The 26,577-nt window shown below is 75.0% G+C and carries 14 protein-coding genes and 1 pseudogene; 2 read left to right on the top strand and 13 right to left on the bottom strand.

Annotated elements, in window-relative coordinates; genetic code table 11:
- Positions 1–103 precede the first annotated feature (103 nt).
- Together LO762_RS20780 and LO762_RS20775 are read left to right on the top strand one after the other, a co-directional pair.
- Entirely contained in the window at positions 104–661 is a 558-nt protein-coding gene (locus LO762_RS20780) for a Type 1 glutamine amidotransferase-like domain-containing protein (protein WP_230617518.1), read from the top strand.
- 43 nt (positions 662–704) lie between these two features.
- Positions 705–1,178: a MarR family winged helix-turn-helix transcriptional regulator gene (locus tag LO762_RS20775; RefSeq protein WP_230617517.1), complete on the top strand. Its 474-nt coding sequence runs from the start codon at positions 705–707 to the stop codon at positions 1,176–1,178.
- 95 nt (positions 1,179–1,273) lie between these two features.
- On the opposite strand, the gene LO762_RS20770 is transcribed toward LO762_RS20775, so the two are convergent.
- The 13 genes and pseudogenes from LO762_RS20770 to LO762_RS20705 form a co-directional block, all read right to left on the bottom strand.
- Positions 1,274–1,468 carry a ferredoxin gene (locus LO762_RS20770; protein WP_230617516.1) on the bottom strand — a complete coding sequence of 65 codons (195 nt, stop codon included), beginning with the start codon at positions 1,466–1,468 and terminating at the stop codon, positions 1,274–1,276.
- A 7-nt stretch (positions 1,469–1,475) separates the two neighbouring features.
- Complete coding sequence (locus tag LO762_RS20765) at positions 1,476–2,690, bottom strand: cytochrome P450 (RefSeq protein WP_230617515.1); 1,215 nt, start codon at positions 2,688–2,690, stop codon at positions 1,476–1,478.
- Between the two features lie 34 nt (positions 2,691–2,724).
- Positions 2,725–3,897 (bottom strand): acyltransferase, encoded by a 1,173-nt coding sequence (locus LO762_RS20760; protein WP_230617514.1) that lies wholly within the window; start codon positions 3,895–3,897, stop codon positions 2,725–2,727.
- Entirely contained in the window at positions 3,894–4,100 is a 207-nt protein-coding gene (locus LO762_RS20755) for a ferredoxin (protein WP_230617513.1), read from the bottom strand. The genes LO762_RS20760 and LO762_RS20755 overlap by 4 nt, the downstream gene beginning before the upstream one ends.
- Positions 4,097–5,284, bottom strand: a complete 1,188-nt coding sequence (locus LO762_RS20750; protein WP_230617512.1) for a cytochrome P450 — start codon at positions 5,282–5,284, stop codon at positions 4,097–4,099. The genes LO762_RS20755 and LO762_RS20750 overlap by 4 nt, the downstream gene beginning before the upstream one ends.
- Positions 5,285–5,377: 93 nt before the next feature.
- On the bottom strand, positions 5,378–6,955 hold the full coding sequence (locus LO762_RS20745) for an ABC transporter ATP-binding protein (RefSeq protein WP_230617511.1): 1,578 nt from the start codon (positions 6,953–6,955) through the stop codon (positions 5,378–5,380).
- The gene (locus tag LO762_RS20740) at positions 6,952–7,764 is read right to left on the bottom strand and encodes an ABC transporter permease (protein ID WP_230617510.1); all 813 of its coding nucleotides are present in this window, start codon (positions 7,762–7,764) and stop codon (positions 6,952–6,954) included. The genes LO762_RS20745 and LO762_RS20740 overlap by 4 nt, the downstream gene beginning before the upstream one ends.
- Positions 7,761–8,753: an ABC transporter permease gene (locus LO762_RS20735; RefSeq protein ID WP_230617509.1), complete on the bottom strand. Its 993-nt coding sequence runs from the start codon at positions 8,751–8,753 to the stop codon at positions 7,761–7,763. Before LO762_RS20735 ends, LO762_RS20740 begins: the two co-directional genes overlap by 4 nt.
- Complete coding sequence (locus LO762_RS20730) at positions 8,738–10,372, bottom strand: ABC transporter substrate-binding protein (RefSeq protein WP_230617508.1); 1,635 nt, start codon at positions 10,370–10,372, stop codon at positions 8,738–8,740. Before LO762_RS20730 ends, LO762_RS20735 begins: the two co-directional genes overlap by 16 nt.
- A gap of 101 nt (positions 10,373–10,473) precedes the next feature.
- Entirely contained in the window at positions 10,474–11,448 is a 975-nt protein-coding gene (locus LO762_RS20725; RefSeq protein WP_230617507.1) for an LLM class flavin-dependent oxidoreductase, read from the bottom strand.
- A gap of 83 nt (positions 11,449–11,531) precedes the next feature.
- Positions 11,532–13,418, bottom strand: coding sequence for an HAD family hydrolase (locus tag LO762_RS20720; RefSeq protein WP_230617506.1), 1,887 nt, complete (start codon positions 13,416–13,418; stop codon positions 11,532–11,534).
- Positions 13,415–16,567, bottom strand: a complete 3,153-nt coding sequence (locus LO762_RS33580) for a beta-ketoacyl synthase N-terminal-like domain-containing protein (RefSeq protein ID WP_308104259.1) — start codon at positions 16,565–16,567, stop codon at positions 13,415–13,417. The genes LO762_RS20720 and LO762_RS33580 overlap by 4 nt, the downstream gene beginning before the upstream one ends.
- A gap of 8 nt (positions 16,568–16,575) precedes the next feature.
- Positions 16,576–26,565 (bottom strand): annotated as a pseudogene (locus LO762_RS20705) (type I polyketide synthase); the annotation flags it as partial.
- Between the last annotated feature and the right edge of the window lie 12 nt (positions 26,566–26,577).

Here is a 26,577-nt window from a genome sequence, read left to right as displayed (position 1 = left end):
CTAGACTGTGATCATGCGGCTTTATCTGTCTTCGTTCGGGGTCGGGGATCGGCCCGGAGAGTTGGTTCGGCTGTTGGGCGGGGGGAAGCGGGTGGGGGTGGTGTTGAACGCGTATGACTATCACGGGGCGGAGCGGAGGGGGGCTTCGCTTCGGCGGGAGTTCGAGGCGCTCGAAGGGCTCGGGCTGGAACCCGTCGAGGTGGATCTGCGGCGGTATTTCGGGGCGGGGCCGGAAAAGGTGCGGGAGGTGCTCGCCGGATTCGACGGTGTGTACTTTCGCGGTGGGAGTGTTTTTGTGCTGCGGCGGGCGCTGCGGCTGAGCGGCGCCGACGAAGTGCTGAAAGAACTGCTCGCGGACGACGCGATCGTCTATGCGGGGTACAGCGCCGCGGCGTGTGTGCTCGGGCCGACGCTGCGCGGGATCGAGGGCGAGGTGGACGACCCCGCGTTCGTTCCCGACGGGTATCCCGAGGGGCCGGCGCTCTGGGACGGCCTGGGGATCCTGCCGTTCTGCGTCGCGCCGCACTACCGGTCCGACCACCCCGAGACGCTGGAGATCGAGCAGACGGTGCAGTACCTCATCGACCACCACCTGCCGTTCGTGGCGCTCCGCGACGGCCAGGCGATCGTCGTCGAGGGGGACGACTGGACCGTCGTGTGAGCGGCGCGGATCGAGGGCGGGGAGGGCTTGTAGGGTGCTGGGCATGACGGACGCGGGCGGCGGGTGGCTCGACGGGGACGAGGAACGGGTGTGGCGCTCGTTCTTCGAGAGCCAGGTGGTGTTCTGGCGGCGGATGGCCCGCGACCTCCAGCACGAGACCGGCCTGTCCGAGCCGGACTTCGCGCTCCTGTCGGCGCTGCTGAGGAGCCCGGACGGGTCGCTGCGGCCCTACGAGCTGAGCGAGGTCACCGACTTCGAGAAGAGCCGCCTGCACCACCACCTCACCCGGATGGCCGGGCGCGGCCTCATCACCCGCACGCCCTGCCCCGACAACGCGCGCGCCGCGATCATCACGCTGACCCCGGAGGGCCGCGCCGCCATCACCGCCGCCTTCCCGAAGCGGGCGGCGCACATCCGGCGCTGGCTGCTCGACCCGCTGTCGGCCGGGCAGCGGGACGCGCTCGCCGAGATCGCCGACCGCCTCCACACCACGCTCCGGGAGCCGGAGAAGCCCTAGCCGCCGGGCGGCGGACCGTTCCGCGGAGCCGTCCGGGGCACGGGACCGGCGCGTCCCGCGCCCCGGACGGGGCTCACGGTGTCAGGCCCACCGGGTCAGGCGTCGTGGACCGTGACGGCGCGGGACGGGCAGAGCCGCTCGGCCAGGAGGACGTCGGCGCGGGCGGGGTCGGGCGGGGTGGGGTCGGTGACGGTGACGAGGCCGTCGTCGGCCTGGTCGAAGACGTCGGGGGCGGTGACGGCGCAGTGGCCCGCCGCCATACAGCGGGTCCGGTCGGCGGTGACCTTCATCGGCTGCCTACCATGCGACGGGGAGGGTGTGGACGCCCTGCATGGTGCCGCCCTTGCGGAACGCGAGGTCGGCGCGCGGGACGGCGAGGCGCAGGGTGGGGAGCCGTTCGAACAGGACGGTGAAGGCGACCTCCAGCTCCATCCGCGCGAGGTTCTGGCCGAGGCACTGGTGGATGCCGAACCCGAAGGTCATGTGCTGGCGGCTGGCCGAGCCCGCGGTGCGGCGGACGTCGACCCGGTACGGGTCGGGATAGACCTCGGGGTCGCGGTTGGTCATCGACGACGACACGAGCACGCCCTCGCCCTTGCGGACGGTGTACCCGTCGATCTCGATGTCCTCCAGCGCGACCCGGACGCCGGACACGTCGGTCACCGACACGACGCGGAGCAGTTCGTCCACGGCCGCCGGGACGAGGTCGGCGTCGGCCAGCAGCAGGTCGAGCTGGTCGGGGTGTTCCAGCAGGGTGACGACGCCCATCGCGATCATCTGGGACGTGGTGTCGTGCCCGCCGATGAGGAGGGCGAGCGCGATCCGGAGGAGGTCGTCGCGGGTCAGGTCGACGCCGTCGACGCGGGACGCGAGCCTGCTGATCACGCCGTCGTCGGCGGCGTCCCGCTCCTTGGCGGTGATGAGCCGGTCGAGGTAGTCCCACAGGGCCTGGCCCGCCGCCTCGGCGCCCTCGGGTGACTTGGCCTGGAGCAGGTCCACGGTCCGCGCCTCGAAGAACTCGTGGTCGTCGTAGGGGACGCCGAGCAGTTCCGACACGACCATCGACGGGATCGGCAGCGCGTAGTCGTTGAGCAGGTCGGCGGGGGCGCCCTTGGCGGTGATCCGGTCGATGAGCCGGTGCGCCAGGGCCGTCACGTCGGCGCGGAGGGCGCGGACGTGCTTGAGGCTGAAGTCCGGCGCGAGGAGCCGCCGGTGGACGCTGTGCGTCGGCGGGTCGAACCCGATGAGCGCGAGCGGTTTGAAGATGGGCGCCTCGAACCGGGGCAGCACCACCGGGAAGTCGGCGCGGGAACGGTCCGCGGACATGCGCGGGTCGGCGAGCAGGCGGCGGCCCTGGGAATGGCCGGTGACCAGCCACAGCCATTTCCCGTCGAACAGCCGGACCCGGTGCAGCGGGCCTTCCCCGCCGAGTTCCTGATAACCGGGCGACGGCTGGTAGGGGCATTTTCGGTCCTGCGGATAGGACGGCAGTAGAGCGGTGTCGACCGTCAAGGCACGGCCCTCCTTGTCACAGAGTCACGGATTCTCACGAGGGTTCGGGGACGGGTGCGCCGCCGCCGGACACGGGGGTGCGGGGGCGCGGACGCAGGGTGCTCGGGCCGGCCCACAGCCGCATCGCCGGCGTCTCGGCGAACCGGTACAGCCCCCACGCGAGAGCGGTGGTGAGGACCCACAGCGCGGTGACGAGGGCGAGCGCGACGGGCGCGTCCCAGCTGCGGGTCGCGCCGAGCGCCTCGTGGACGAACACGAGCACGAGGAAGTGCACGAGGTAGGAGGCGAAGGAGATCTCGCCGAGCCACTGGAGGGGCCGCGTCCGCAGGAGCGACCGGTCGCCGCGCACGTCGGCGACGGCGATGGAGGCGATGAGCAGGGCGATCGGCGCGACGACGGTGGCGGTCAGCCCGTACACCGTGGGCCACAGCGCGATCTGCGCGGCGAACCCGACGAGGAGCAGGCCGAGCGCCGCCGAGGGCGGCAGCCCGATCCAGCGCCGGGCCGTGACGATCCGCGCCATGAGGATGCCGAGCACGAAGTCCAGCGCGCGCACGGGCGGGAACGACACGAGGAACCAGTTCTGGGTGAGGGACATCTCCTGGCCGGGGATCCGGGGCTCGCCCGGGACCAGGGCGAGCGCCACCGCGGGCAGCGCCACGATGACGGCGACGACGCCGCCCGCCGAGGCCCACAGGAACCGCTCGGGGATGCGCCTGATGCCCGCCCACAGGAACGGGAAGGCGAGGTAGAAGAACAGGTCGCAGGCCAGCGACCAGGTGACGACGTTGACGGTGAGGATGAACTCCGCGCGCGGCAGCCAGGTGTGCACGAGGAACAGGGACGGCAGCAGGTCCACGAGGTCGAGGCTGCGCCCCGCCCAGGCGGCGAGCCCGAGCGCGGCGAGCCAGGTGAGCACGTGGTTGGGGTAGACCTTCACGAGGCGGCGCCGCCAGAACGCCGTCCTGCTCTGCCCTTCGCGGACGGCCCAGGCGAGCACGAAGCCGCTGAGCACAAAGAAGAACTCGACGCCGAGCCAGCCCGCCGCGAAGGCGAAGTCCCCGAACCGGGCCTGGGTGCCGGCGTGGAAGTAGCCGGTGACCAGGGCGTGGCACACGAAGACGAGGAAGGCGGCGAAGAACCGCATTCCGGTGAGCGAGGGGAGGCGGGTCGTGGTGGTGCGTCTGTCGTTGTCGTCGTCGGTCAAGGTGCGCTCCTGAGCGTGATCGCTCCCGCCGGGCACAGGTAGGCGGCCTTGCGGACGCTGTCGCGGTGCTCGGGGGCGGGGTGGGTGGTGCGGACGACGACGATGCCGTCGTCGTCCTGGTCGAAGACGGAGCTGTTGGCGGCCATGCAGCGGCCCGCGCTGATGCACGACTCGCGGTCGGCCTCCACCCGCACGGTGCTCACCACTCCACCGGCAGGCTGAGGACGCGCTGGACGGTGCCGGCGCCGAGGATCGGCAGGTCCGCGACGTCGACGGCGAGCCGCATGGTGGGGATGCGGGTGAGCAGCTCGTGGAAGGCGACCTCGAGTTCGATGCGGGCGAGGTTCTGGCCGAGGCACTGGTGGATGCCGAACCCGAAGGTCACGTGGTGGGGGTTCTCGCGGGTGATGTCGAGGACGTCGGCGTCGCCGTGCACGGCCGGGTCGCGGTTGGCGAGGGTGCCGGAGACGAGCACGGGCTCGCCGTCGCGGATGGTCCGACCGGCGATCTCGATGTCGCCCTTGGCGATGCGGGTGGCGACGAGGTCGGTGGTGGCGATGTAGCGCAGGAGTTCCTCGATGGCGCCCGGCAGCAGCGACGGGCCGGCGTGCAGCCGGGCGAGCTGGTCGGGGTGCTCCAGCAGGGTGATGATGCCGAGCGCGAGCGACGAGGACGTCGTCTCGTGCGCGGCGATGAGCAGCACGAGGGCGATCGACACGAGTTCGTCGTGGCCGATGTCGCCGGTGGCGACGCGTTCGCGCACGAGGGTGCCGAGGAGTCCGTCGGTGGGGTTCTTCACCTGGTCGGCGACGAGGCTGTCGATGTAGTCCACGAGGTTCTGCGCGGCGGTCGCGGACTCCTCCTCGGTGCCGAGCATGACGGCGCCGCTGGAGTCCTGGAAGAACTCGTGGTCCTCGTAGGGGACGCCGAGGTGGCGGCAGATCACCAGGGACGGCAGCGGCACCGCGAGCAGCCTGACGAGGTCGGCGGGCGGCCCGTGGTCGAGGATCTCGTCGACGTAGCCCTTGACGATCCGTTCCAGTTCCGGCCGCATCCGGCGGACCGCCTTCAGGCTGAAGTGCGGGTTCAGGTACCGCCGGTAGGTGTCGTGCACCGGCGGGTCCATCGCGATGAGCGCCAGTGTCCTGGCGATCTGCGAGCGGAACCGGGGCGCGACGATCGGGAAGTTCGGATGGGTGCGCTGTGACGACAGGTTCGGATGGGTCAGCAGTTCCCGGGACTCCCGGTAGCCGGTGATCATCCACGCCTCACGGCCGTCATAGAGCCGCACTTTGAGGATGGGCCCCCGCTCACCGATCTCGGCGTAGCCCGGTGGCGGCTCGTAGGGGCACGTGCGGGGCTGCGGGTACGGCGGTGCCTCCGTCATTTCCTGTTCCCTTCGCCTGCGCTGGATGAAAGGTGCGCTGCTGCGAACGTTAAGCAGATCTCGATTTCGGAACAAGAGCGGTTAAGCCGGGCCTTAGAGGTGGTTTAGCCGCAGCGTGGGAACGGCGTCCAGGAGTTCTTTCGTATAGGGGTGCGCGGGCGCGTCGAATACCTGTGCCATTTCTCCGGACTCGACGATCCGGCCGTCCTTCATGACCGCGACGCGGTCGGCGAGGCGGCGGATCACGCCGAGGTCGTGCGAGATGAACACGTAGGAGACGGCGCGGCGCTCCTGGATCTCGGCGAACACGTCGAGCACCTGGGCCTGCACGGACGCGTCCAGGGCCGAGACGGGCTCGTCGGCGACGATGACGTCGGGGTCGCAGGCCAGCGCGCGGGCGATCGCGAGGCGCTGCGCCTGGCCGCCGGACAGCTCCCGGCCGCGCCGGTTCAGCAGGTCCGGCGACAGCCCGACCTGGCCGAGCAGCTCCGCGGCCCGGTCGGCCTGCTCGGCCTCGGGCACCCCGACGACGTCGAGGGGCTCGGCGAGCAGGCGCCGGGCGGTGTAGCGGGGGTCGAACGAGCCGAGCGGATGCTGGTAGACCATCTGGACGCGGCGGCGGGCCTGGCGCAGGTCGCGGCCGCGCAGCTCGGTCCAGGCGCTGCCGTCCAGCCGCACCGATCCGGCGTCGGGCCGGGTGAGGCCCATGAGGAGCCGGCCGACCGTCGTCTTGCCGGAGCCGGACTCGCCGACGATCCCGAGGGTGCGGCCCGCCTCGACGTCGAACGAGACGCCGTCCACGGCCCGCAGGACCCGTTTTCCGGGCAGCCGGAACGTCTTCACCAGGTTCTCCGCCCGGAGCACCACGGCGGGCTCTCCGGGCGGTGTGGCGCGCCGGTGGCCCGCGGCGGCGCCCACGAGGGTGCGGGTGTACTCGTGCTCGGGCGCCTCCAGGACGCGCCGCGCGGGCCCGTCCTCGACGAACACGCCGTCACGCATGACGTGGACGTGGTCGGCGATCTCGGCGACCACACCGAGGTCGTGCGTGATGAGCAGGATCGCGGTGCCCTCGTCGGCGCGGGCGCGCAGCAGGCGGAGCACCTGGCGCTGCACGGTGGCGTCCAGGGCCGTCGTGGGCTCGTCGGCGATGAGGAGGTCGGGACGGGCGGCGAGGGCCGAGGCGATGAGGGCGCGCTGGCGCAGCCCGCCCGACAGCTCGTGCGGGTACTGCCGGGCCCGCACCTCGGGCGCGGGCACGCCCGCCTCGCCGAGCAGCCGCTCGACCTCCGCCCGCACCTGCCGGGACGGGACGGTCCGGTGTTCGCGCAGCGGTTCGGCGATCTCCGCGCCGACCCGGCGCAGCGGGTCGAGCGAGGCGAGCGCGTCCTGGAGCACGAACCCGACGCGGCGGCCGCGCAGCGCGCGCCAACCGCGCGGGTCAAGACCGGTCAGGTCGTGCCCCTCGAACTCCAGGGTCTTGGCGCGCACGGTGGCGCGCTCACCCGCGAGCCCGACGAGGCTGCGCGCGGTGACGCTCTTGCCCGAGCCGGACTCCCCCACGATCGCGACGACCGTGCCCGGATCGACGGTGAAGGAGACGCCGCGCACGGCGGCGACGTCCCCGGGGAAGTCGACCCGCAGGTCGCGGACGGTGACGAGCGGTGCGGTCACAGGTGCCTCCCGTCGGCACGGCGCTGGAGTTCCTGGCCGACGGCGGTGATCGCCAGGACCGCCAGGGTGAGGGCGACGCCGGGGAACGCGGCGGGCCACCACGCGACCGACAGGGTGCGGCGGCTCGCGGCGAGCATCGCGCCCCACTCGGCGGTCGGCGGCTGCGGGCCGAGCCCGACGAAGCTGAGCGACGACCCGGCGACGATGGTCGCGCCGAGCGTCACGGTGGCCAGGGCCAGCACGGGCCCGAGCGCGTTGGGCACGACGTGCCGGACCGTCACCTGGAGGCGGCTCCAGCCGAAGCCGCGCGCCGCCTCCACAAAGGGCGCGGCGCGCAGCCGCAGCACCTCGGCGCGGACGACCCGGGCGAAGCCGGGCAGCGACACGAGCGCGAGCCCGACCATCGCGGGGAACGTTCCGGGCCCCATCACGGCGACCACGAGGAAGACGAGCAGCAGCCACGGCACCGACAGCAGCACTTCGAGAGAGCGGCTGAGGGCCTGGTCGGCGAGCCCGCCGAGTTGGGCCGCCGTCACGCCGACGACCGCGCCGCCGAGCAGCGCGACGGCGACCGCTCCCCCGCCGATGAGCAGGGAAGGACGGGCCCCGTGGACGATGCGCGCCCACAGGTCGCGGCCGTTCTCGTCGGTGCCGAGCCAGTGGTCGGGGCCGGGCGGCGCGAACGTCGCGTTGAGGTCGGCGGCGTCGGGGTCGGCGCCGGTGAACAGGCCGGGCACCGCGGCCATCGCGGCGAGCACCACGAGCAGCACGACGGCGGGCCACAGCCCGGGACGGATCGCGCGGATCACGCCGCCTCCCTGGTCCTCGGGTCGACGAGCCAGGTGATCACGTCGACGATGATGGTGAACACGACGAAGACGAGCGCCGACAGCAGCACCACGGCGATCACCACGGGCAGGTCCTTGTTCTGCACGGACGTCAGCAGCAGCCTGCCGACGCCCGGCCGGGAGAACACGATCTCGATGATCACCGCGCCGCCGAGCAGGCTGCCGCCGATCCAGCCGAGCAGGCTGGTCGCGGGCAGCAGCGCGTGCCGCAGCACGTGCCTGACGTGCACCGCGGTCTCGCTGATGCCGCGGGTGCGGGCGGTCAGCACGAACGGCTCGTGCAGCGCCCGCAGCATGCCCTCGCGCAGTACCCCGCTGACGAGCGCGAGCGGCCCGGCCGCGAGCGTCAGCGTCGGCAGCACCAGCCCGCTCAGCGAGCTGGACCCGACGGCCGGGAAGATCGGCAGGGTGAAGGAGAACAGGGTGAGCAGCACGAGGCCGAGCCAGAACGGCGGCACCGCCACGAGCAGCGACTCGACCCCGGCGAACACGCTCCGCGCCACCCGTCCGGCGCGGGCGCTCAGCACCGCCAGCACCACCGCGCCCGCGACGGTCACCACGAGGGTCGCGGCGACCAGCAGGAGCGTGTGCGGGAGCTGGGTGGCCAGCACCTCGGTGACGGGCCTGCGCAGCACGTAGGAGTCGCCGAAGTCGCCGCGCGCCGTCTTGCCCAGGTAGGCGAGGTACTGCGCGCCGACGGACTCGTCGAGCCGGTAGTCGGCGATGAGCTGGGCGCGGGTCTCGGCCGAGGCGGTGGTGGAGCGGGCCATCAGCACGTCCGCGGTGTTGCCGGGCATCACCCGCAGCAGCACGAACGTGGCGGTGACCGCGCCCCACAGGACCGCGGCCGAGCCGCCCGCCCTGAGGAGAACAAGGCGGACGAGCTCGGCCCGGCCGGTCCCGGCGGGGGCGCCGTTCCCCGCCGGGCCCGTCTTCAGGACTCCAGCCATATCTCGGTGAGGTTCGGGGACCCGTCCACGTGGAACGCCACGCCCTGGACCCCGGACCGCGCCGTCAGCGACGAGGTGGAGGTGTAGATCGGCAGGACCGCCGCGTCCTCGGTGAGCTGCTGCTGGACCTTCGCGTAGATCTTCAGCTGCTCGGCCGGGTCGGTGGCGCGCAGCGCCGCGTCGAAGTCGGCCTCGACGACCGGGTTGTCGTACCTCGCCATGTTGTTGGCGATGCCGCGGTCCGGCGTCGGGATGTTGGCCTTGGAGAACAGGACACGCAGCACGTCGGGGCCGGGGGCGGCGAAGCCGGTGTCGATGATCTCGTAGTCGCCCTTGAGGAGGCGGTCCACGAAGGTGCCGCCGTCGAGGTTCTCCTCGACGAACTCGACGCCGATCTCCTTGGCCGCGGCCTGGATCTGGACCGAGAGGGTCTCCACCGACGGGTCCGACCACATGTGCCGGACCTTGAGGCGCTTGCCGTCCTTGGTGCGGTAGCCGTCGCCGTCGCGGGCGGTCCAGCCCGCCTCGTCCAGCAGCGCGTTCGCGGCCGCCGGGTCGTAGGCGTAGGCGGGCGTCACGGACGCGTCGAAGCCCGGGGTGGACTTGGACAGCACGCCCTCGGCGCCCTCGTAGACGCCGAAGTACACGTTCTGGACGATCTTCTTCCAGTCGATGCCCGCGCGCAGCGCCTTGCGGACCCGCACGTCGGCGAGGGTGCCGTTCGCGGTGTTCGGCCAGTAGCTGTGGTTGGCGCCCGGGTAGAGGACCGAGTGGACCTTGAACGCGTCGTTCCCGCGCAGCTCCTTCACCGAGGTGGGCGGCAGCGCCGTCACCGCGTCGACCTGGCCGCTGGTGAGGGCGCCGCTGCGGGACGGGTCGTCCGGCACGATCTGCACCTCGATGCCGTCCAGGCGGGCCGGTCCCTGGTGCGCCGCGCCCTCGGGCGACCACGCGTAGTCGGGGTTCTTGGTGTAGGTGATGCCCTGCTGCTGGATGAAGCCGCCGTCGCTCTGGAACGGGCCGGAGCCGACGATCTTCGAGCACAGCTTCGCCGGGTCGTCCTTGAGCGTCGTCGGCGCGTGGATGCCGAGGTTCGGCGTGGCGACGGCGGCCAGGAAGCCCGAGTCGGGCTTCTTCAGCGTGACCTCGACCGTCTTCGGGTCCACCGCCTTCGCCGAGTCGTAGGCGCTGATGAGGCTCGCGGCCAGCAGCGACTTCGTCTTCGGGTCGACGACGTGGTCGAGGTTGGCGACGACGGCGTCCGCGTCGAAGGCGGAGCCGTCGGTGAACTTGACGCCGTCACGGAGGTTGAAGGTGTACTTCAGCCCGTCCGTGGACACCGCCCAGCTCTTGGCGAGCCAGGGGTGCAGCGTTCCCTTGGGGTCCTGGTAGACCAGGGAGTCGAGGATCGGGCGCGCCAGCAGCCGTCCCGACTGGGTCGGAGTCTGGTGCGGGTCCAGGCACTCCGGCTCCTTCTCCAGGGCCAGCTTCAGGACGCCGCCCTCACGTGGCGCTCCCGTCGTGCCCTCGCCGTCCCCTCCGGCGGAACATCCCGCCGTGAGGGCCAGCGCCGCGGCGGCTCCCGCCGCGCCCCATCTCCATGCCTTGCTCGCACCCATCCTGGTCCTTCGTCCGAGGGCGGTCTGTGGTTCCCGCACACAGTGCCGGTGGCCGCTAAAGCGCGGCTGAACGCGCCGCCCAGGGACGCATGATGCGCGGATCAGAGGGACGAGACGACCTTCGCGAGCAGTTCGTAGGAGCGGACCCGCGCCGTGTGGTCGGGAACCTGGGTGAGCACGAACAGCTCGTCGGGGCGGGTGCGGCGCAGCAGCGCGTCCAGGCGGGGCGCGACGGACGCGGGCGAGCCGACGAACTGCGGGTCGATCCGCTGCCGCAGGAACACTTCCTCCGACCGGGTGAACCGGTGCGCGGCGGCCTCCTCCTCGGTCGGCAGCAGGGTGTTCGGGTCGACCGTGCGCATGAGGATCTGGCCGAGCACGAACGCGTTCGCGAGGCGGTGCGCGCGCTCGTCCTCGTCGTTGACGACCGCGATGACGGCGACGGACGCGTAGGGCTCGGCGAGGTCGGCGGACGGCCGGAACGCGGCCCGGTAGGCGTCCAGCGCCTCGGGGGCGCCGCCGCCGACGATCGCGTGGGCGTAGACGTAGGGCAGGCCGAGGCGTCCGGCGGCGGCCGCGCTGGACGCGCTGGAGCCGACCAGCCACAGCCGCGGCGGGATCTCCGGCTCGGGCACGGCGCGGACGCCGCCGTCGCCGCCGGAGAAGTAGGCGCGCAGTTCGGCGATCTGGCCGCCGAACTCGCCGTGCCTGGGGTCGCCGAGCCGCGCCGACGCCTGCGGGGAGCCGCCCGTCGCCCGGCCGAGGCCGAGGTCGACCCGGCCGGGGTAGAGCGAGGCCAGCACGCCGAACTGCTCCGCGACCGCGTAGGGCGCGTGGTTGGGCAGCAGCACGGCGCCGGAGCCGACCGTGAGGGTCGAGGTGGCCGCGAGGATCGGCCCGGCGAGCACCGCGGGCGCGGACGTGGCCAGCGCCGGGGTGCTGTGGTGTTCGGCGACCCAGTGGCGGCGGTAGCCGAAGCCCTCCACCGCGCGCGCGAGGTCGATCGTCCGGCGGAGGGCGTCCCCGCCGGTGTCGCCGCGCCATACCGGAACCGTGTCGTGGACCGAGAGGTGCACGCGTACCGCCCTTTCTTCCCGCCCCAGGTCATCCTGAGGCATCCTCACCTTAAAGAACACGCCAAGTCTAGGTCGAGGGATCCTCAGGTTGTCAACGGAGCGGGCACCAGGTCGGGCGCCGCGGTGAGGGTCAGGTGTCCCGGCACGTCGGGCACCTCCCTGAGGGCGTGCGCGTGCCTGACGGAGCCGTCCGGCGGGGTCCCGGCGACCGCGAAGCCGTAGTGCGGGTAGAGGTCGCGGACCTTGGCGTTCTTGGCCGTCGGGCGGTAGTCGGCCCTGACCTCGGGGAACCCGGCGTCGCGGGCCGCCGCCAGGACCGTCGCCAGCACCGCCTGCTCGATGCCGCGCGCGAAGACACGGCAGCTCAACAGGACGTTCTCGACCCGGAGCGCGTCCGGTTCGGCGCGGAGGAAGACGGCGCCGACGATCCCGTTGCCTCCGAACCTGTCGGCGGTGGTGACGGCCAGGACGCGGGCTCGCGGGTCGGCGGCGCGGGCCGCGACGTCGGCCTCGGCGAGGCGCTCGGTCGTCAGGTTGAACTGGTTGGTGCGCAGGGTGAGCTGGGCGAGGCGGGCGATCTCGGCGGGGGCGGCGGGCGCGAGCGTCACCGCGACCTCCAGGCCCACGAGGAAGTCGGCGGCCGAACCCGCCGCGTCCAGGAACTTCGACCGCACCGTCTCCTCGCGGTAGAGGCGGGTGCGCGCCCTGTCCTCGTCGGTGAGGGACGCGGCGGTGAACCAGCCCTCGGCGAGCAGGGTCTCGGTGTGCAGGGCCGGATCCCCGGACAGGTGCAGGACCGTCGTCTCAGGGATCTCGGCGGCCACCGCGGCGCACTCCGAGGCGTTGTCGTCGGCGAACACGATCGCGTCGGCGCCCAGGTTGAGGGCTTTCGCGAGGGTTCTGAGGCTCTCCGGTTTGGGGTGCCAGGCGGCCAGGACCGCGGCGAAGTGCTCCTCGCGGACCCGCAGGTCCGGGTGGTCGCGCAGCGCGGCGAGCACCGTCTCCTGGTCGTTCTTGCTGACCACGGCCAGCAGCACGCCCTGCGCCTGGAGCTGGCGGACGACGCCCTGGAACCGGTGGAACGCCGGGCCCCGGCCGGTGTGCGCGACCTCGATGCCGTCCACGCCGTCGTCGCCCAGGACGCCGCCCCACAGCGTCTCGTCCAGGTCCAGCGCGAGCACCTTCTTGGCGCGGCCCGTCCTGGCCCGCACCAGATGGGCGAGTTCGTGCGCGTACGCCGTCTGGAGCGCGTCGGACAGGTGCGCGCCCGCGTAGACGGCGAAGCGCGGGTCCGTCAGGTGCTCGGGGCCGGTGAGCAGCGGATCGAGGTCGAGGACCACGACCTTCGGGAACTCCTCGCCCAGGCGCAGCAGCGCGGCGTTGGCCTCGCGCCACAGCGCGCCCAGGCGCGCCCGCCCCGGATAGTCGAGGATCTGGGCGTGCTCGACGCGCGGCAGCGGCACCGTGTTGAACACCAGGACGCCGTCGCCGTGCGCGGTGAAGCGCTCGGCCAGACGCCGCCACAGCGCGAGCTTCTCCTGGAGGACGCCGCCTACGTCCTCCGGGGTGAACGGGATGGGCACCTCGTCGAAGACCGTCGTGGGGTCGAGCACGCAGACGGTGACGTGGGGGCGGGCCGCGTACAGGGGGCTGCCCGGGTCGTCGAGGTCGAAGGCGTAGGTGCCGAAGTCGCCCAGCGTCACCTCGGGGACGTAGCCGTGGCGGGCCAGCCGCCCGGTGAGCGCGGTGCGCAGCGCCTCCAGCAGGCCGCCTCCGGTGAGCGCCACCGTCACGGCGGGCAGCGCGGGGTTGGCGGCGCGGGCGGCGGGCGCGTTGACCTTGGTGAGGAGGCGGGCCGACCGGGCGGCGTCCTCCGGCGCCATCTCGGCGAGCAGCCCGGCGACCTCGTGGTAGTGCGTCTCCAGGAGGCCGTCCTTGTGCAGCGACCGGAGCCGCTCCCGCGCGCTCACCGGCCCGCCCTCGCCGTCTCGGCCTGGGCCGTCCCGGCGGGCGTCAGATCGGTCAGGAGGGCGGCGAGGGCGTCGGCGGTGCGGTGGTCGAGCACCGCGCCCGCGCCGACCTCCACGCCCAGCTCACGGCTCAGCCGCTCGGCGATCCGGACCGCGCCGAGCGAGGTGATGCCGACCTCGGTGAGGTCGGCGTCGGGGGCGATCTCGGTGTGGCCGAGCGTCTCCGCGACGGCCGTCAGCACCAGCCGCACCGCGACACCGTGCCGCTCGTCGGCCGGGACGCCCGCGAACGGGGAGACGACGGGCGCGCGGGGCGTCTCGGGGACGACGGGCACGGCCTCCCGGCGGAAGCGGCGGAGCGCGGCGAGCACCTCGGCGACCGCCTCGTCCGGGACGGGCACACCGCCGACGAGCGCGGCGAACCTGCCGGGGTCGAGCGTGTCCACCGCGTCCCACAGGTCGCGGTCGCGGCCCCGGACGGGCGAGACGGCGTCGGGGACGAGCCAGTAGTGCTCGTGCTCGAACGGGTAGGTGGGGACACGGGCCGGGTCGGCGGCCGGGCCGTCGCCGAGCAGCGCGTCCCACACGACGGGGACGCCGTGCGCGAACGCCTCCGCCGCGCCGAGCGCGGCGCTGCCCGCCTCGTCCGCCGGATGCCGGACCAGCGGGAGCGGCGCGGCGCGGCCGCCCGTCCCGGCGAGGCTGTCGGCGACCATGGCGCTCATCGTGGCGTCGGGGCCGATCTCGACGAACAGGGTCACGCCCGCCTCCAGGAGGGCGCGCACGCCCGCGTGGAACAGGACCGGGGCGCGGACCTGCGCGGCCCAGTGGTCCGGCGTCAGGTCGGCCGCGCCGACGGGCGCGCCGGTGACGCCGGTGACGAGGAGCCCTTCGGGCTCGGTCGGCGTCAGCGCGGCGGCGGCCTCGCGGAGCGGCGTGAGCGCGCCGTCCATGTGCGCGGAGTGGAAGGCGTGGCTGACCTTGAGGGTCTTGGTACGGGCGCCCCTCGCGCGGAAGGCGGCGGCCAGGGCGCGGACGGCTGCCGCGTCGCCGGAGACGACGGTGGAGCGGGGGCCGTTCACGGCGGCGACCTCGACCCCGTCCGTCACCGCGAGGGCGGCGGCGACCTCCTCCCCGGTGGCGCGCAGCGCGGCCATCGCGCCGCCGCCGCGCGCGTCCTGCATGGCGCGGGCGCGGGCGACGACGAGCCGTGCCGCGTCGGCGAGGGACAGCGCGCCGGAGACGTGCGCGGCGGCGATCTCGCCGATCGAGTGGCCGAGATGCGCCTCGGCCCGCACGCCCCAGCTCTCGGCGAGCCGGGCCAGCGCCGTCTGGAAGGCGAACAGGGCGGGCTGGGTGAACTCGGTGCGGTCCAGCGCCGCGCCGCCCGCCGCGACGACGTCGCGCAGGCGGGTGCCGTCGCCGCGCGCCGCGTCCACCGCCGCGGCGGCGGCGGCGAAGGCTTCGGCGAACACCGGGTGGCGGGCGGCGAGGGCGGCGCCCATCGCGGCGCGCTGGGTGCCCTGGCCGCTGTACACGAACGCGACCTTCGGGACGTCCCGCGCGGTCGTGACGGCCGAGGACGCCCCGGCCAGCGCGTCCAGGGCGGGCACGTCGCCGCCGGGCACCACCGCGCGGTGCCGGAACGCGGTGCGGGCGGTGGCGAGCGTGCGGGCGACCCGCAGCGGGTCGGCCCCGCCGAGCGCGGTGTCGCGCAGCCGGGCCGCCTGCCTGCGCACCGCCGCCTCGGTGCGTCCGGTGAGCACCCAAGGGAGGGTGCCTTGCGGGGAGGTGGGCGGCGCCGCCTCCTCTTCGCGTGGGGGCTCCTCCAGGATGACGTGGGCGTTGGTGCCGCTGATGCCGAAGGAGGAGACGGCGGCGCGGCGCGGCCTGCCTTCGGCGCGCGGCCACGGTGAGGGCTCGGTGAGCAGGGCGACGGACTCGGGCCAGTCCACCAGCGGGGAGGGCGCGTCGGCGTGCAGGGTCGGCGGGAGCGTCTCGTGGCGGAGCGCCTCCAGCAGCTTGATGACCCCGGCGACGCCCGCCGCCGCCTGGGTGTGGCCCAGGTTCGACTTGACCGAGCCGAGGCGCAGGGGCGGCGTCCCGGCCGGACGGTCGCCGTAGGCGGCGATGAGCGCGCCCGCCTCGATCGGGTCGCCCAGCGCGGTGCCGGTGCCGTGCGCCTCGACCGCGTCCACGTCCTCCGGGCGCAGGTCGGCGGCGCGCAACGCGGCCTCGATGACCTTGCGCTGCGCGGTGCCGCTGGGCGCCGTCAGCCCGTTGCTGGCGCCGTCGGAGTTGACGGCCGAGCCCCGGAGCACGCCCAGCACCGGGTGGCCGAGCCTGCGCGCGTCGGCCAGGCGCTCCAGCACGAGCACGCCCGCGCCCTCACCGAACCCGGTGCCGTCCGCGCCCGCCGCGAACGCCTTGCACCTGCCGTCAGCGGCCAGGCCGCCCTGGAGGCCGAACTCGACGAAGACCCGCGACGTCGCCATCACGGTGACGCCGCCCGCGAGCGCCAGGTCGCACTCACCCCTGCGCAGCGACTCCGCCGCCAGGTGCAGGGCGACCAGCGAGGACGAGCACGCCGTGTCGATCGTCAAGGCGGGGCCTTCGAGGCCGAGCGTGTAGGCGATCCTGCCGGAGGCGACGCTGGCGGCGTTGCCCGTCATGAAGTAGCCCTCCAGCTCCGGGGGGACGGCTTCCACGGGCGGCGCGTAGTCCTGGTAGATGACACCGGTGAAGACGCCCGTCCGGCTACCGCGCAGGCTGCCGGGGACGATACCGGCGCGCTCCAGCGCCTCCCAGGAGACTTCGAGGAGCTGCCGCTGCTGGGGGTCCATCGCGACCGCCTCGCGCGGGGAGATCCCGAAGAAGGCGGCGTCGAACCCTCCGGCGTCTTGGAGGAACCCGCCGGGGGCGTCGCCCTCCCAGCCACGTCCCTCCGGCGGCGGACCCACCGCGTCCACGCCGCCCGCGAGGGCCCGCCACAGGTCCTCCGGGGTGGCGACGCCGCCCGGGAACCGGCAGGCCGCCGCGACGACCGCGACCGGGCCCGCGTCGTCCAGCTCGGCCAGCCGCCGTTTTACCCTGGCCAGCTCCTCGGTCGTCCAGCGCAGGTACTCCACGAGTTTCTTCTCGTCGGCCATGGCTTCCCCTAAGGTCGCAGCTCGGAGTCGATGAAGGCCAGGAGTTCCGCGACCTCGTCGGCCTCCTCGCGCGGGGCCAGCAGCCCCAGGAGGTGGTCGGCGAGCGCGGCCGGGGTGGGATGGTCGAACACGACGGTGGCGGGCAGCCGCACTCCGGCGGCCCGGCCGAGCCGGTTGCGCAGTTCGACCGCCGTCAGCGAGTCGAAGCCCAGCTCGCGGAAGCTGCGGCCCTCCTCGACGCGCTCGCCGGGCGCGCGGCCCAGCACCGCCTGGACGTGCTGGAAGACCGTCCCGGCGATGAGGTCGCGGCGCCGCTCCGGGGCCGCGGCGGCGACCCGCTCCGCCAGCGCCTCCTCCGCCGTCCGCGTCGCGGCCGGACGGGCGGCGGCGGGCCTGGCCAGGGAGCGCAGCGGCGGCGCGGCGTCGGCGGACAGCCGGGCCGGGTCGAGCCGGATCGCGGCGAGGTCGGGGTCGCCGGACCGCAGCGCCGCGTCGAGCAGGGCGAGGCCGTGGTCGGGCGCGAGCGGCAGCAGGCCCGAGCGGGTCAGCCGGGCCTCGTCGGTGGCGCTGAGGTCGGCGAGCATGGTGCTGTCCGAGCGCCACAGGCCCCACGCGACGGACGTCGCCGCGAGGCCGCTTCGGGCGCGGGCGACGGCGAGCGCGTCCAGGAAGACGTTCGCGGCGGCGTAGGCGGCCTGTCCGGGGCCGCCGACGATCCCGGCGGCCGAGGAGAACAGCACAAACGCGGCGGGGTCGTGGCGGGCGGTGAGCGCGTGCAGGTTCCAGGCGCCGTCCACCTTCGGGCGCAGGACGGCGGCGAGCCGGTCCGGGGTGAGGTTGGCGAGGGTGGCGTCGTCGAGGACTCCCGCCGCGTGGAAGACACCCGTGACGGGCCTGTCCAGACCGTCCAGGACGGACTTCAAAGCGGCGGCGTCCGCGACGTCCACGGCCTTGGCGGTGATCTCCAAGCCGTGCTCGATGGGCCCGGAGGACGGCCGCTTCGCGACCCCGACTTCGTCGGGAGCGGCCGCCCCCAGGCCGTGCTCGATGGGCCCGGAGAACGGCCGCTTCGCGACCCCGACTTCGTCGGGAGCGGCCGCCCCCAGGCCGTGCTCGATGGGCCCGGAGAACGGCCGCTTCGCGACCCCGACTTCGTCGGGAGCGGCCGCCCCCGGGCCGGGGGCGTCGTCCAGGTCGGGGAGCGCGCCGGAGCGGCTGAGCAGGAGCAGCCTGCGGACGCCGTGCGCGCGGACCAGGTGCCGGACGACGAGGCTGCCGACACCGCCCGCGCCGCCCGTCACGACGACGACGCCCTCGGGGTCGAGCGGGGCCGGGAGGCGGAGCGCGACCTTGCCGGTGTGCCGGGCCAGGCCCAGGTGGCGGACGGCCGTCCCGGCGCGGGCGACGTCCCAGGCGGTGACGCGCAGCGGCCGGAGCACACCCGCCTCGAACAGGGCGACCAGTTCCGCGAGCATCTCGCCGATCCGCTGCGGACCCGCCTCGTTGAGGTCGAACGCGTGGTAGGCGACGCCGTCGGGCAGCTCGTCGCGGATGTCGGTCTTGCCCATCTCCAGGAAGCGGCCGCCGGGGCCGAGCAGGCTCAGCGACGCGTCCACAAAGGGGCCCGCGAGGGAGTTGAGGACGATGTCGACACCGCCCAGGGCGGCCCGCGCGTCCTCGGCGAAAGACAGGTCGCGGGAGCTGGACAGCCGCTCCGGCGGCAGCGCCACGCCCGCCTGCTTGCCGGGGCTCGCGGTGCCGAACACCTCAAGGCCGAGGTGTTCGGCGAGCTGGAGGGCGGCGCCGCCGACACCGCCGGCGGCCGAGTGCACCAGGAGGCGTTCTCCCCGTTGGGCCTGGGCGAGGTCGTACAGGGCGTAGTAGGCGGTGAGGAACACCGCGGGGATCGTGGCGGCCTCGGCGAAGGTGAGGCCGTCAGGGATGGGCGTCAGGAGGCGGTGGTCGGTGACGGCGACCGGGCCGATCCCGCCGGGGATGAGGCCCATGACCCGGTCCCCCGGGCGCAGGGCGGTGACGCCCGCGCCCGTCTCCAGGATCACGCCCGCGCCCTCGGTGCCGGGCTGCGCGGCGCCCGGGTACATGCCGGTGACGAGCATCGCGTCGCGGAAGTTGAGGCCCGAGGCGCGGACGGCGACGCGCACCTCGTGCGCGGCGAGCGGCCGGTCGGGCAGCGGGCGCGGGACGAGTTCACCCTCGTCCACCTCGAGGCGCCAGTCCTGCTCCGGGGTGCGCGGGCCCGGCTCCCAGGGGGCGAGGCGAGGGACGAGGACCCGTCCGCCGCGTAGGGCGATCTCCTCCTCGCCGGACGTCAGGGCGTCCAGGAGGGCTTCGTCGTCCGGGGTGTCGGTGTCGACGAGGACGACGCGGCCCGGCTCCTCGGCGCGGACCGAGCGGGCCAGGCCCCAGACGGCGGCTCCGGCGAGGGAAGGCACGCCCTCGCCTTCGACCGCCTCGACCGCGCCGGAGGTACGGACGACGAGGAGGTCGTCTCCGGTGAGGCCGTCGCGGAGCCTCGCGATGACGTCGAGGGCGGTGTCGCGGACGGCGGCGGGGACGTCCTGCGGGGCCGTCGCGGGCACGTCGATGACGGTGAGGGCCTCCGGGCGGGGGCGGACGCCGGTCTTGGCGGCCTCCCAGCGGATCCGGAACAGGGAGTCCGCGACGTCGGCGACGGCCTCGCGGAACGCGACCTCCGCGACGTCGGCCACCGGCTCCCCGTGCTCGGTCGTGAGCGCGACGGAGACGCCCGCTTCCGTCCTGCGCAGCCGGACGCGCAGGGGGCCCGCGCCCGGCCTGCCGTGGACGGTGAAGCCGCGCCAGACGAACGGGAGGCGGACGGCTCCGTCGTCGGGGAAGACCCCGGCGAGGGACACCGCGTGCAAGGCGGCGTCCAGGACGGTCGGGGCGACGGTGAAACCGGTGGGCTCGGGCGGGGCTATCTCGGCGAACACCTCGCCGTCCCGCCTCCACGCACGTTGGAGGCCGCGGAAGGCGGGGCCGTACCCGTAGCCGCGCAGAGCGAGCGTGTCGTAGTGGCCGTGGACGTCGATCTCCTCGGCCCCCTCGGGCGGCCAGGAGGCCGGGAGGGCGTCTTGGCCGGTCGTGGCGGGGGCGGTGAGGGTGGCTTCGGCGTGCGGGGTCCAGGGGTCGGCGAGGGGGGCGTCGGCCGGGCGGGAGTGCACGGTGACGGTGCGGGCGCCGTCCTCCTCGGGGGCGCCGACCGTCACCTGGAGGTCCACGGGGGCGGCGACGGGGAGCGGCCGGCGCAGGAGGAGTTCGCTGACGTGGGGCGTCTCGGCGAGCCCGCCCGCGAACGCCGCCAGGTCGGCGAAGGCCGCGCCCGGGAGCAGGGCCGTGCCGTTGACGGCGTGGTCGGCCAGCCACGGATGGTCGGCGGCGGACAGACGGCCGAGCAGGAGCAGCCCGTCGGTCCCGGCGGGCCGGACCACGCCGGGCGCGAACGGGTGCGCGGCGGGCCTGACGCCCGGCGCGGCGGCGCCGCGCGGACGTGCCGCGTCCAGCCAGTGGCGGCGGCGGTCGAAGGCGTAGGCGGGCAGCGCGGGGAGCGCGGCGCGGGCGCGGCCGGTGTGCGCGGTCCAGGCGACGTCGACGCCCTGGGTCCACGCCTCGGCGGCCGACAGCAGGAACCGGGCGAGGCCGCCCTCGTCGCGGCGCAGCGTGCCGACCGCGACGGCCTCGGCGTCCTCCAGGGCCTCCTGGAGCGGCAGCCGCAGCACCGAGTGCGGGGCGACCTCCACCACGGCGTCGTGGCCCGCCTCCAGGGCGGCGCGGACGGCGTCGGCGAGCAGGACGGGACGGCGCAGGTTCCGGTACCAGTACGCGGCGCTGGCGAAGTCCTCGCCCGCGGGCTCTCCGGTGACGGTGGAGAAGACGCGTACAGGGCCCTCGGTGTAGGGGCCGGGGTCGGGTAGCGCCGCCAGGATCTCGCCCTCCAGGGGTTCGACCTGCGCGGAGTGGGAGGCGTAGTCCACGTCTATGAGGCGCGCCCTGACGCCGCGTTCGGTGAGCGCGTCGAGCAGGCGGTGCACGGCGGCCGTCTCCCCGGCGACGACCGTGGAGTCGGGCCCGTTCACGGCGGCGACGGACACGCCGTCGCCGAGGTCGCCGAGCGCGTCGGCGGGGGCCGCGACCGACAGCATCGCGCCCGTCCCGGCCAGCGGCACCAGCGCCCGCGCCCGCAGCGCGACCACGGCCGCCGCCTCCGCGAGGGTCAGCGCGCCCGCCGGGACGGACGCCGCGATCTCGCCCTGGGAGTGCCCGATGACGGCGTCGGGGCGCACCCCGAGGGACTCCCACAGCGCCGTCAGGCCCGTCATGACGGCCCACAGCACCGGCTGGACCACGTCCACCCGGGACAGGTCGCCGTCGCCGCGCAGCACGTCGCGCAGCGACCAGCCCGTCACCGGGTCGAGGGCGGCGGCGCACTCGGCGATCCGCGCCGCGAACACCGGCGACTCGTCGAGCAGCCGGACCGCCATGCCCCGCCACTGCGTGCCCTGGCCGGGGTAGAGGAACACCGGCGACCTCTCGGTCCGCCCGGCGTGCCCGGCCACCGCGTACGCGGAAGGCAGGCCGTCGGCCACGGCGGCCAGCCCTTCGAGGGCCTCCTCCCGCCTCTCGGCCACGACGACCGCCCGGTGCGGGTAGGCGCCGCGCGTCCTCGCGACCTCCGCGGCGACATCGCCCAACGGGACGTCGGGGTGCCGCTCCAGGTAGTCGCGCAGCCTTCGCGCGTCCTCCTTCAGCGACCATTCGGATTTCGCCGACAGCACGAGCACCACCGGCTCGATCTCGGCGCGCGCCGCGTCGTCGCCCTCGACGGCCGGGGGCTCCTCGAAGAGGACGTGGGCGTTGGTGCCGCTCATGCCGAACGCGGAGACGCCGAAGCGGCGCGGACGGGACGTCGCGGGCCACGGGGTGTTCGCGGTGAGGAGGGAGACGCCGCCGCGCGACCAGTCGACATGGCCCGTCGGCTCGGTGACGTGCAGGGTGCGTGGCAGCAGGCCGTGCCGGAGCGCCTGGACCATCTTGATGACGCCGCCGACGCCCGCCGCCGCCTGGGTGTGGCCGATGTTCGACTTGAGGGAGCCGAGCAGGAGCGGCGGGCCGTCCCCGCGCGCGGCCCCGTAGGTGTTGAGGAGCGCCTCGGCCTCCACCGGGTCGCCCAGGCGGGTCGCGGTGCCGTGCGCCTCCACCGCGTCCACGTCGGCCGGAGACAGCCCGGCGTCCGCGAGCGCCTCCTTGACCGCGCGTTCCTGCGCGGGCCCGTTCGGCGCGGTGAGGCCGTTGCTCGCGCCGTCCTGGGTGACGGCGCTGCCCCGCAGCACGGCGAGGACGGGGTGGCCGTGGCGGCGGGCGTCGGAGAGCCGCTCCACGAGGAGGAGGCCGACGCCCTCGCTGAAGCCGGTGCCGTCCGCGTCGTCGGAGAAGGCGCGGCACAGGCCGTCCGGAGACAGGCCGCGCTGGCGGCTGAACTCCACGAACGTCTGGGGCGTCGCCATGACCGTCGCGCCGCCCACGAGCGCCAGGTCGCACTCGCCGCGCCGCAGCCCCTGCGCCGCCAGGTGCAGCGCGACCAGGGAGGAGGAGCACGCGGTGTCCACCGTGACGGCAGGGCCTTCCAGGCCGAACGTGTAGGCGATCCGGCCGGACGCGACGCTGCCCGCGCTGCCGGTGCCGAGGTAGCCGCCGTGCTCACGCGGGTCGTCCTGGGCGCGGCCGCCGTACTCGGTGTAGATGAGGCCGACGTACACGCCGGTCCGTGAGCCGCGCAGCGCGGGCGGGTCGATGCCCGCGCGCTGGAACGCCTCGTAGGACGTCTCCAGGAGGAGTCGCTGTTGCGGGTCGGCGGCCCTGGCCTCGCGGGGGTTCATCTCGAAGAAGTCGGCGTCGAAGTCGGCGGCGTCGTAGAGGAACCCGCCGCGCCGGACGTAGGACGTCGCCGGGTGGTCGGGGTCGTCGTCGAAGAGCGCGGCGAGGTCCCAGCCGCGGTCCTCGGGGAACGGGCCGACCGCGTCGCGGCCGTCCCTGAGCAGCTCCCAGAGGGCCTCGGGGGTGTCCGCGCCGCCGGGGTACCGGCAGGCCATCGCGACGACCGCCACGGGGTCCTCGTCGTCGGCGCGGGCCCGCGCCCGGGTCTCGTCCTCGCGGGTCAGGCCGTCGAGGTGCCGGGCGAGCGCGCGCGGCGTCGGGTGGTCGAACACGACGGTGCCGGGCAGCTTCCGGCCGGTGAGGCGGCCAAGGTGGTCGCGCAGCCGCACCGCGAGCAGCGAGTCGAGCCCGAGGTCGCGGAACGGCCGGTCGGGCCGCACCGACCGGGCCGACCCGTGCCCGAGGATCGCGGCGACGGCGCGGCGCACCGTCTCCAGGCTGTCGCCCCGGTGGGCGGAGGCGCGCGCCACGGGCCGCACCGGCGCGGCTGCCGCCGACGGCTCCGGCGCGCCCTCGGCCGTCGCGTCGAGCGGCCTGAGGACGACGGCCGCCGCCTCGAACACGACGCTCCCGACCTCGTCGGCGGCGACGACGCCGTACTCGGCGTCCCGGTCCGCTCCGGCCGGGGTGAGGCGGACGCGGAGGACGGGGGTGCCGGGCGGGGTGTGGAGGCGGAGGTCGCGCCAGGTGAAGGGGGTGAGCCGGGTGCGGTCGCCCGCGAGGAGGAGCGCCTGGACGGCCCCGTCGAGGAGGGCCGGGTGGAGTTCGTGGCCGCCGCCGGGCGCGTCCAGGGCGAGTTCGGCGGTGAGGCCCTCGGCGTCCCGCCACAGGGCGCGGACGGCGCGCAGGCCGGGCCCGTAGGTGACGCCGAGCGCTTCCAGTTCGGCGTAGGCGCCTTCGACGTCGACGGGTTCGGCGTCTTCGGGCGGCCAGACGGCGTCGGGGAACGGCGGCGGATCGGAGCCGTCGTCCTCGGCGAGGGCGCCTGTGGCGAGGGTCTTCCACGGGCCTTGGCCGTGCCTGCCGTGCAGGGTGACCCTTCCGTCCTGCGTGACACCCGTCTGCAGGGTGACGGGGCCGTCGGGGAGGTCGAGCGGGGCGAGGAAGACGAGTTCGGCCAGCACGGGCAGGCCCAGGCGGGCGCCCGCCGCCAACGCGAGTTCGGCGAGCGCGCTTCCGGGCAGGAAGGCACGGCCGTCCAGGGTGTGCCGTCGTGGCCAGCCGCCGGGGAGCGCGCCGGTGAACAGGGTGCCCTGCCCGCCCGCCGCCTCCACCGCCGGGCCGAGCAGCGGATGCCCGGCGGCGTCGGCGGTGTCGAGCCAGAACCTGCGCTCCTGGAAGGCGTAGGTGGGCAGGTCGGTGAGCGCGCCGGAGGTGAACGGCTCCCAGTCGACCGGGACGCCCGCCGCGTGCAGGTCGCCGGCGGCGGTGAGGACCCGGCCGAGACCGCCGTCGTCGCGCCGGAGCGTGCCCGTCGCGACGGCGGGCGCGCCCACCTCCTCGGCGGTGTCCAGCAGCGCGGGGACGAGCACGGGGTGCGGGCTCACCTCCAGGAAGACGCGGTGCCCGTCGGCGATCAGCCCCCGCACGGTGTCGGTGAGCCGTACCGGCTCGCGCAGGTTGCGGTACCAGTACGCGGCGTCCAGGGCGGACCCGTCGAGGCGGCCCGCCGTGACGGTCGAGTGGAAGGGCACCTGCCCCGCCTGCGGGGAGAGCCCCGCGAACCGCTCCGTCAGATCCGCGCGCAGGGGCTCCACGGTCGGGGCGTGCGAGGCGTAGTCCACGGGCACGAGGCGGGCCCTGATCCCTTCGGCCTCGCACGCGGCGACGTAGGCGGCGACCGCCTCGGCCTCGCCGGACACCACCGTCTGGGCGGGGCCGTTGAGCGCCGCCACCCACACGCCCTTCCCCGCGCGTCGCGCCGCCTCGCCCGCAGGCAGCGCCACCGACGCCATCGCGCCGCTGCCCGACAGCCGCGCGACGGCACGGGCCCGGCCCGCGACGAGGGCGGCGGCGTCCGCCAGGGTGAGCGCGCCCGCGACGCACGCGGCGGCGATCTCGCCCTGGGAGTGGCCCACGACGGCCGAAGGCACGACGCCCAGGGAGCGCCACACCTCCGCCAGCGAGACCATCACCGCGAACAGCGCGGGCTGCACCACGTCCACCCGCTCCAACGCGGCCGCGTCGCCCACGGCGTCGCGCAGGTCGGGCGCGTCGTCGGCGAGGTGGGGGCGGAGCGCGTCGGCGCACCTGTCGAAGGCGGCGCGGAACGCCTCGGACGTCGCGTAGAGGTCGGCGGCCATGCCCGCCCACTGCGCGCCCTGGCCGGGGAACACGAACACCGGACGCTCGGGCGGGCCCGCCTCGCCGGTGGCGGTGCGCGGCGACGGCAGCCCGGCGGCGACGGCGTCCAGCCCGCGCAGCAGCTCGGCGGCGTCAGATCCGACGACGACGGCGCGGGCGGGCAGCGGGGCCCGTCCGGCGCGCAGCGTGTGCGCGACGTCCGCAGGGGCCGTCTCAGGGCGCGCGGCGACGGCGTCGCGGAGGCGAGCGGCCTGGGCGCGCAGCGCCTCGCGGCTCTGCCCGGACACCAGCCAGACGGTCTGGCCCGGCGCGTCGGCCGACGCGCGCGGGACGGGCACCGGCGGCGCCTCGATGATCACGTGCGCGTTGGTGCCGCTGATGCCGAACGACGAGACCGCGGCGCGGCGCGGCCGCTCCCGCTCGGGCCACGGGCGCGCCTCGGCGAGCGGGGCGAGGCCGCCGGACGCCCAGTCGACGTGCGGGGACGGCTCGGCGAGGTGCAGGCTCGCGGGCAGCAGGCCGTGCCGGATCGCCTGCGCCATCTTGATGACGCCGCCGACGCCCGCCGCCGCCTGGGTGTGCCCGATGTTGGACTTCAGGGAGCCGAGCCACACCGGGTCGTCGGAGGGACGTGCCTTCCCGTAGACGTCGAGAAGGGCGTTCGCCTCGATCGGATCGCCCAGGGCCGTCCCGGTGCCGTGGCCCTCGATCACGTCCACGTCGTCCGGGGTGAGCCCGGCGTCTTCCAGCGCGGCCCGGATGACCCGCCGCTGCGCCGAGCCGTTCGGGGCCGAGAGGGTGCTGCTCGCGCCGTCGGAGTTGACCGCGCTGCCGCGCAGGACGGCGAGGACGGGACGGCCCGCCTCCAACGCGTCCGACAGCCGCTCCACCAGGACGAGCCCCGCGCCCTCCGCCCATCCGGTGCCGTCGGCCGCCGCCGCGTACGCCTTGCACCGGCCGTCCGGGGAAAGGCCGCGCTGGCGGGAGAACTCGATGAACGTCGAAGGCGTCGCCATCACCGTCGCGCCGCCCGCCAGCGCCATCCGGCAGTCGCCGCGCCGCACCGCCTGCGCCGCGTAGTGCAGGGCGACGAGCGAGGAGGAGCAGGCGGTGTCCACGGACACGGCCGGGCCCTCCAGGCCGAAGGTGTAGGCGACGCGTCCGGAGGCGATGCTGGCGGCGCTGCCCGTGCCGATGTGCCCTTCGAAGCCCTCGGGGGCGCGGACGTGGCGCGACCCGTAGTCGGCGTACATGATCCCGGCGAAGACGCCGATGGACTCGCCCGCGAGGGCGCGCGGGTCCAGGCCCGCCCGCTCGAACGCCTCCCAGGCGGTGAGCAGAAGGAGGCGCTGTTGCGGGTCGATGCTGAGTGCCTCGCGCGGGCTGATCCCGAAGGGCTCGGGGTCGAAGTCGGCGGCGCCGTGCAGGAACCCGCCTTCGGCCGCGTAGCTGGTGCCCTCGTGGTCGGGGTCGGGGTGCACCAGGTCGTCCAGCGGCCAGCCCCGGTCGGCGGGGAACGGGCTGATCGCGTCGGTCCCGGCCGCCACGAGCCGCCACAGGTCCTCCGGCGAGCGGACCCCGCCCGGGTACCGGCAGGCCGCCGCGGTGATCGCCAGCGGCTCCCTGGCGGCCTGCTCGGCCCGTTCCAGGGCGGCCCTGGCGCGCAGGAGGTCCGCCGTCGTCCGCTTCAGGTAGTCGCGCAGTCGTTCCTCGTTCGCCATGAACCGCTCCGC

The organism is Actinocorallia sp. API 0066, assembly GCF_020991275.1.
GTDB lineage: Bacteria > Actinomycetota > Actinomycetes > Streptosporangiales > Streptosporangiaceae > Actinocorallia.
This window is presented reverse-complemented; position numbering and strand designations above follow the sequence as displayed.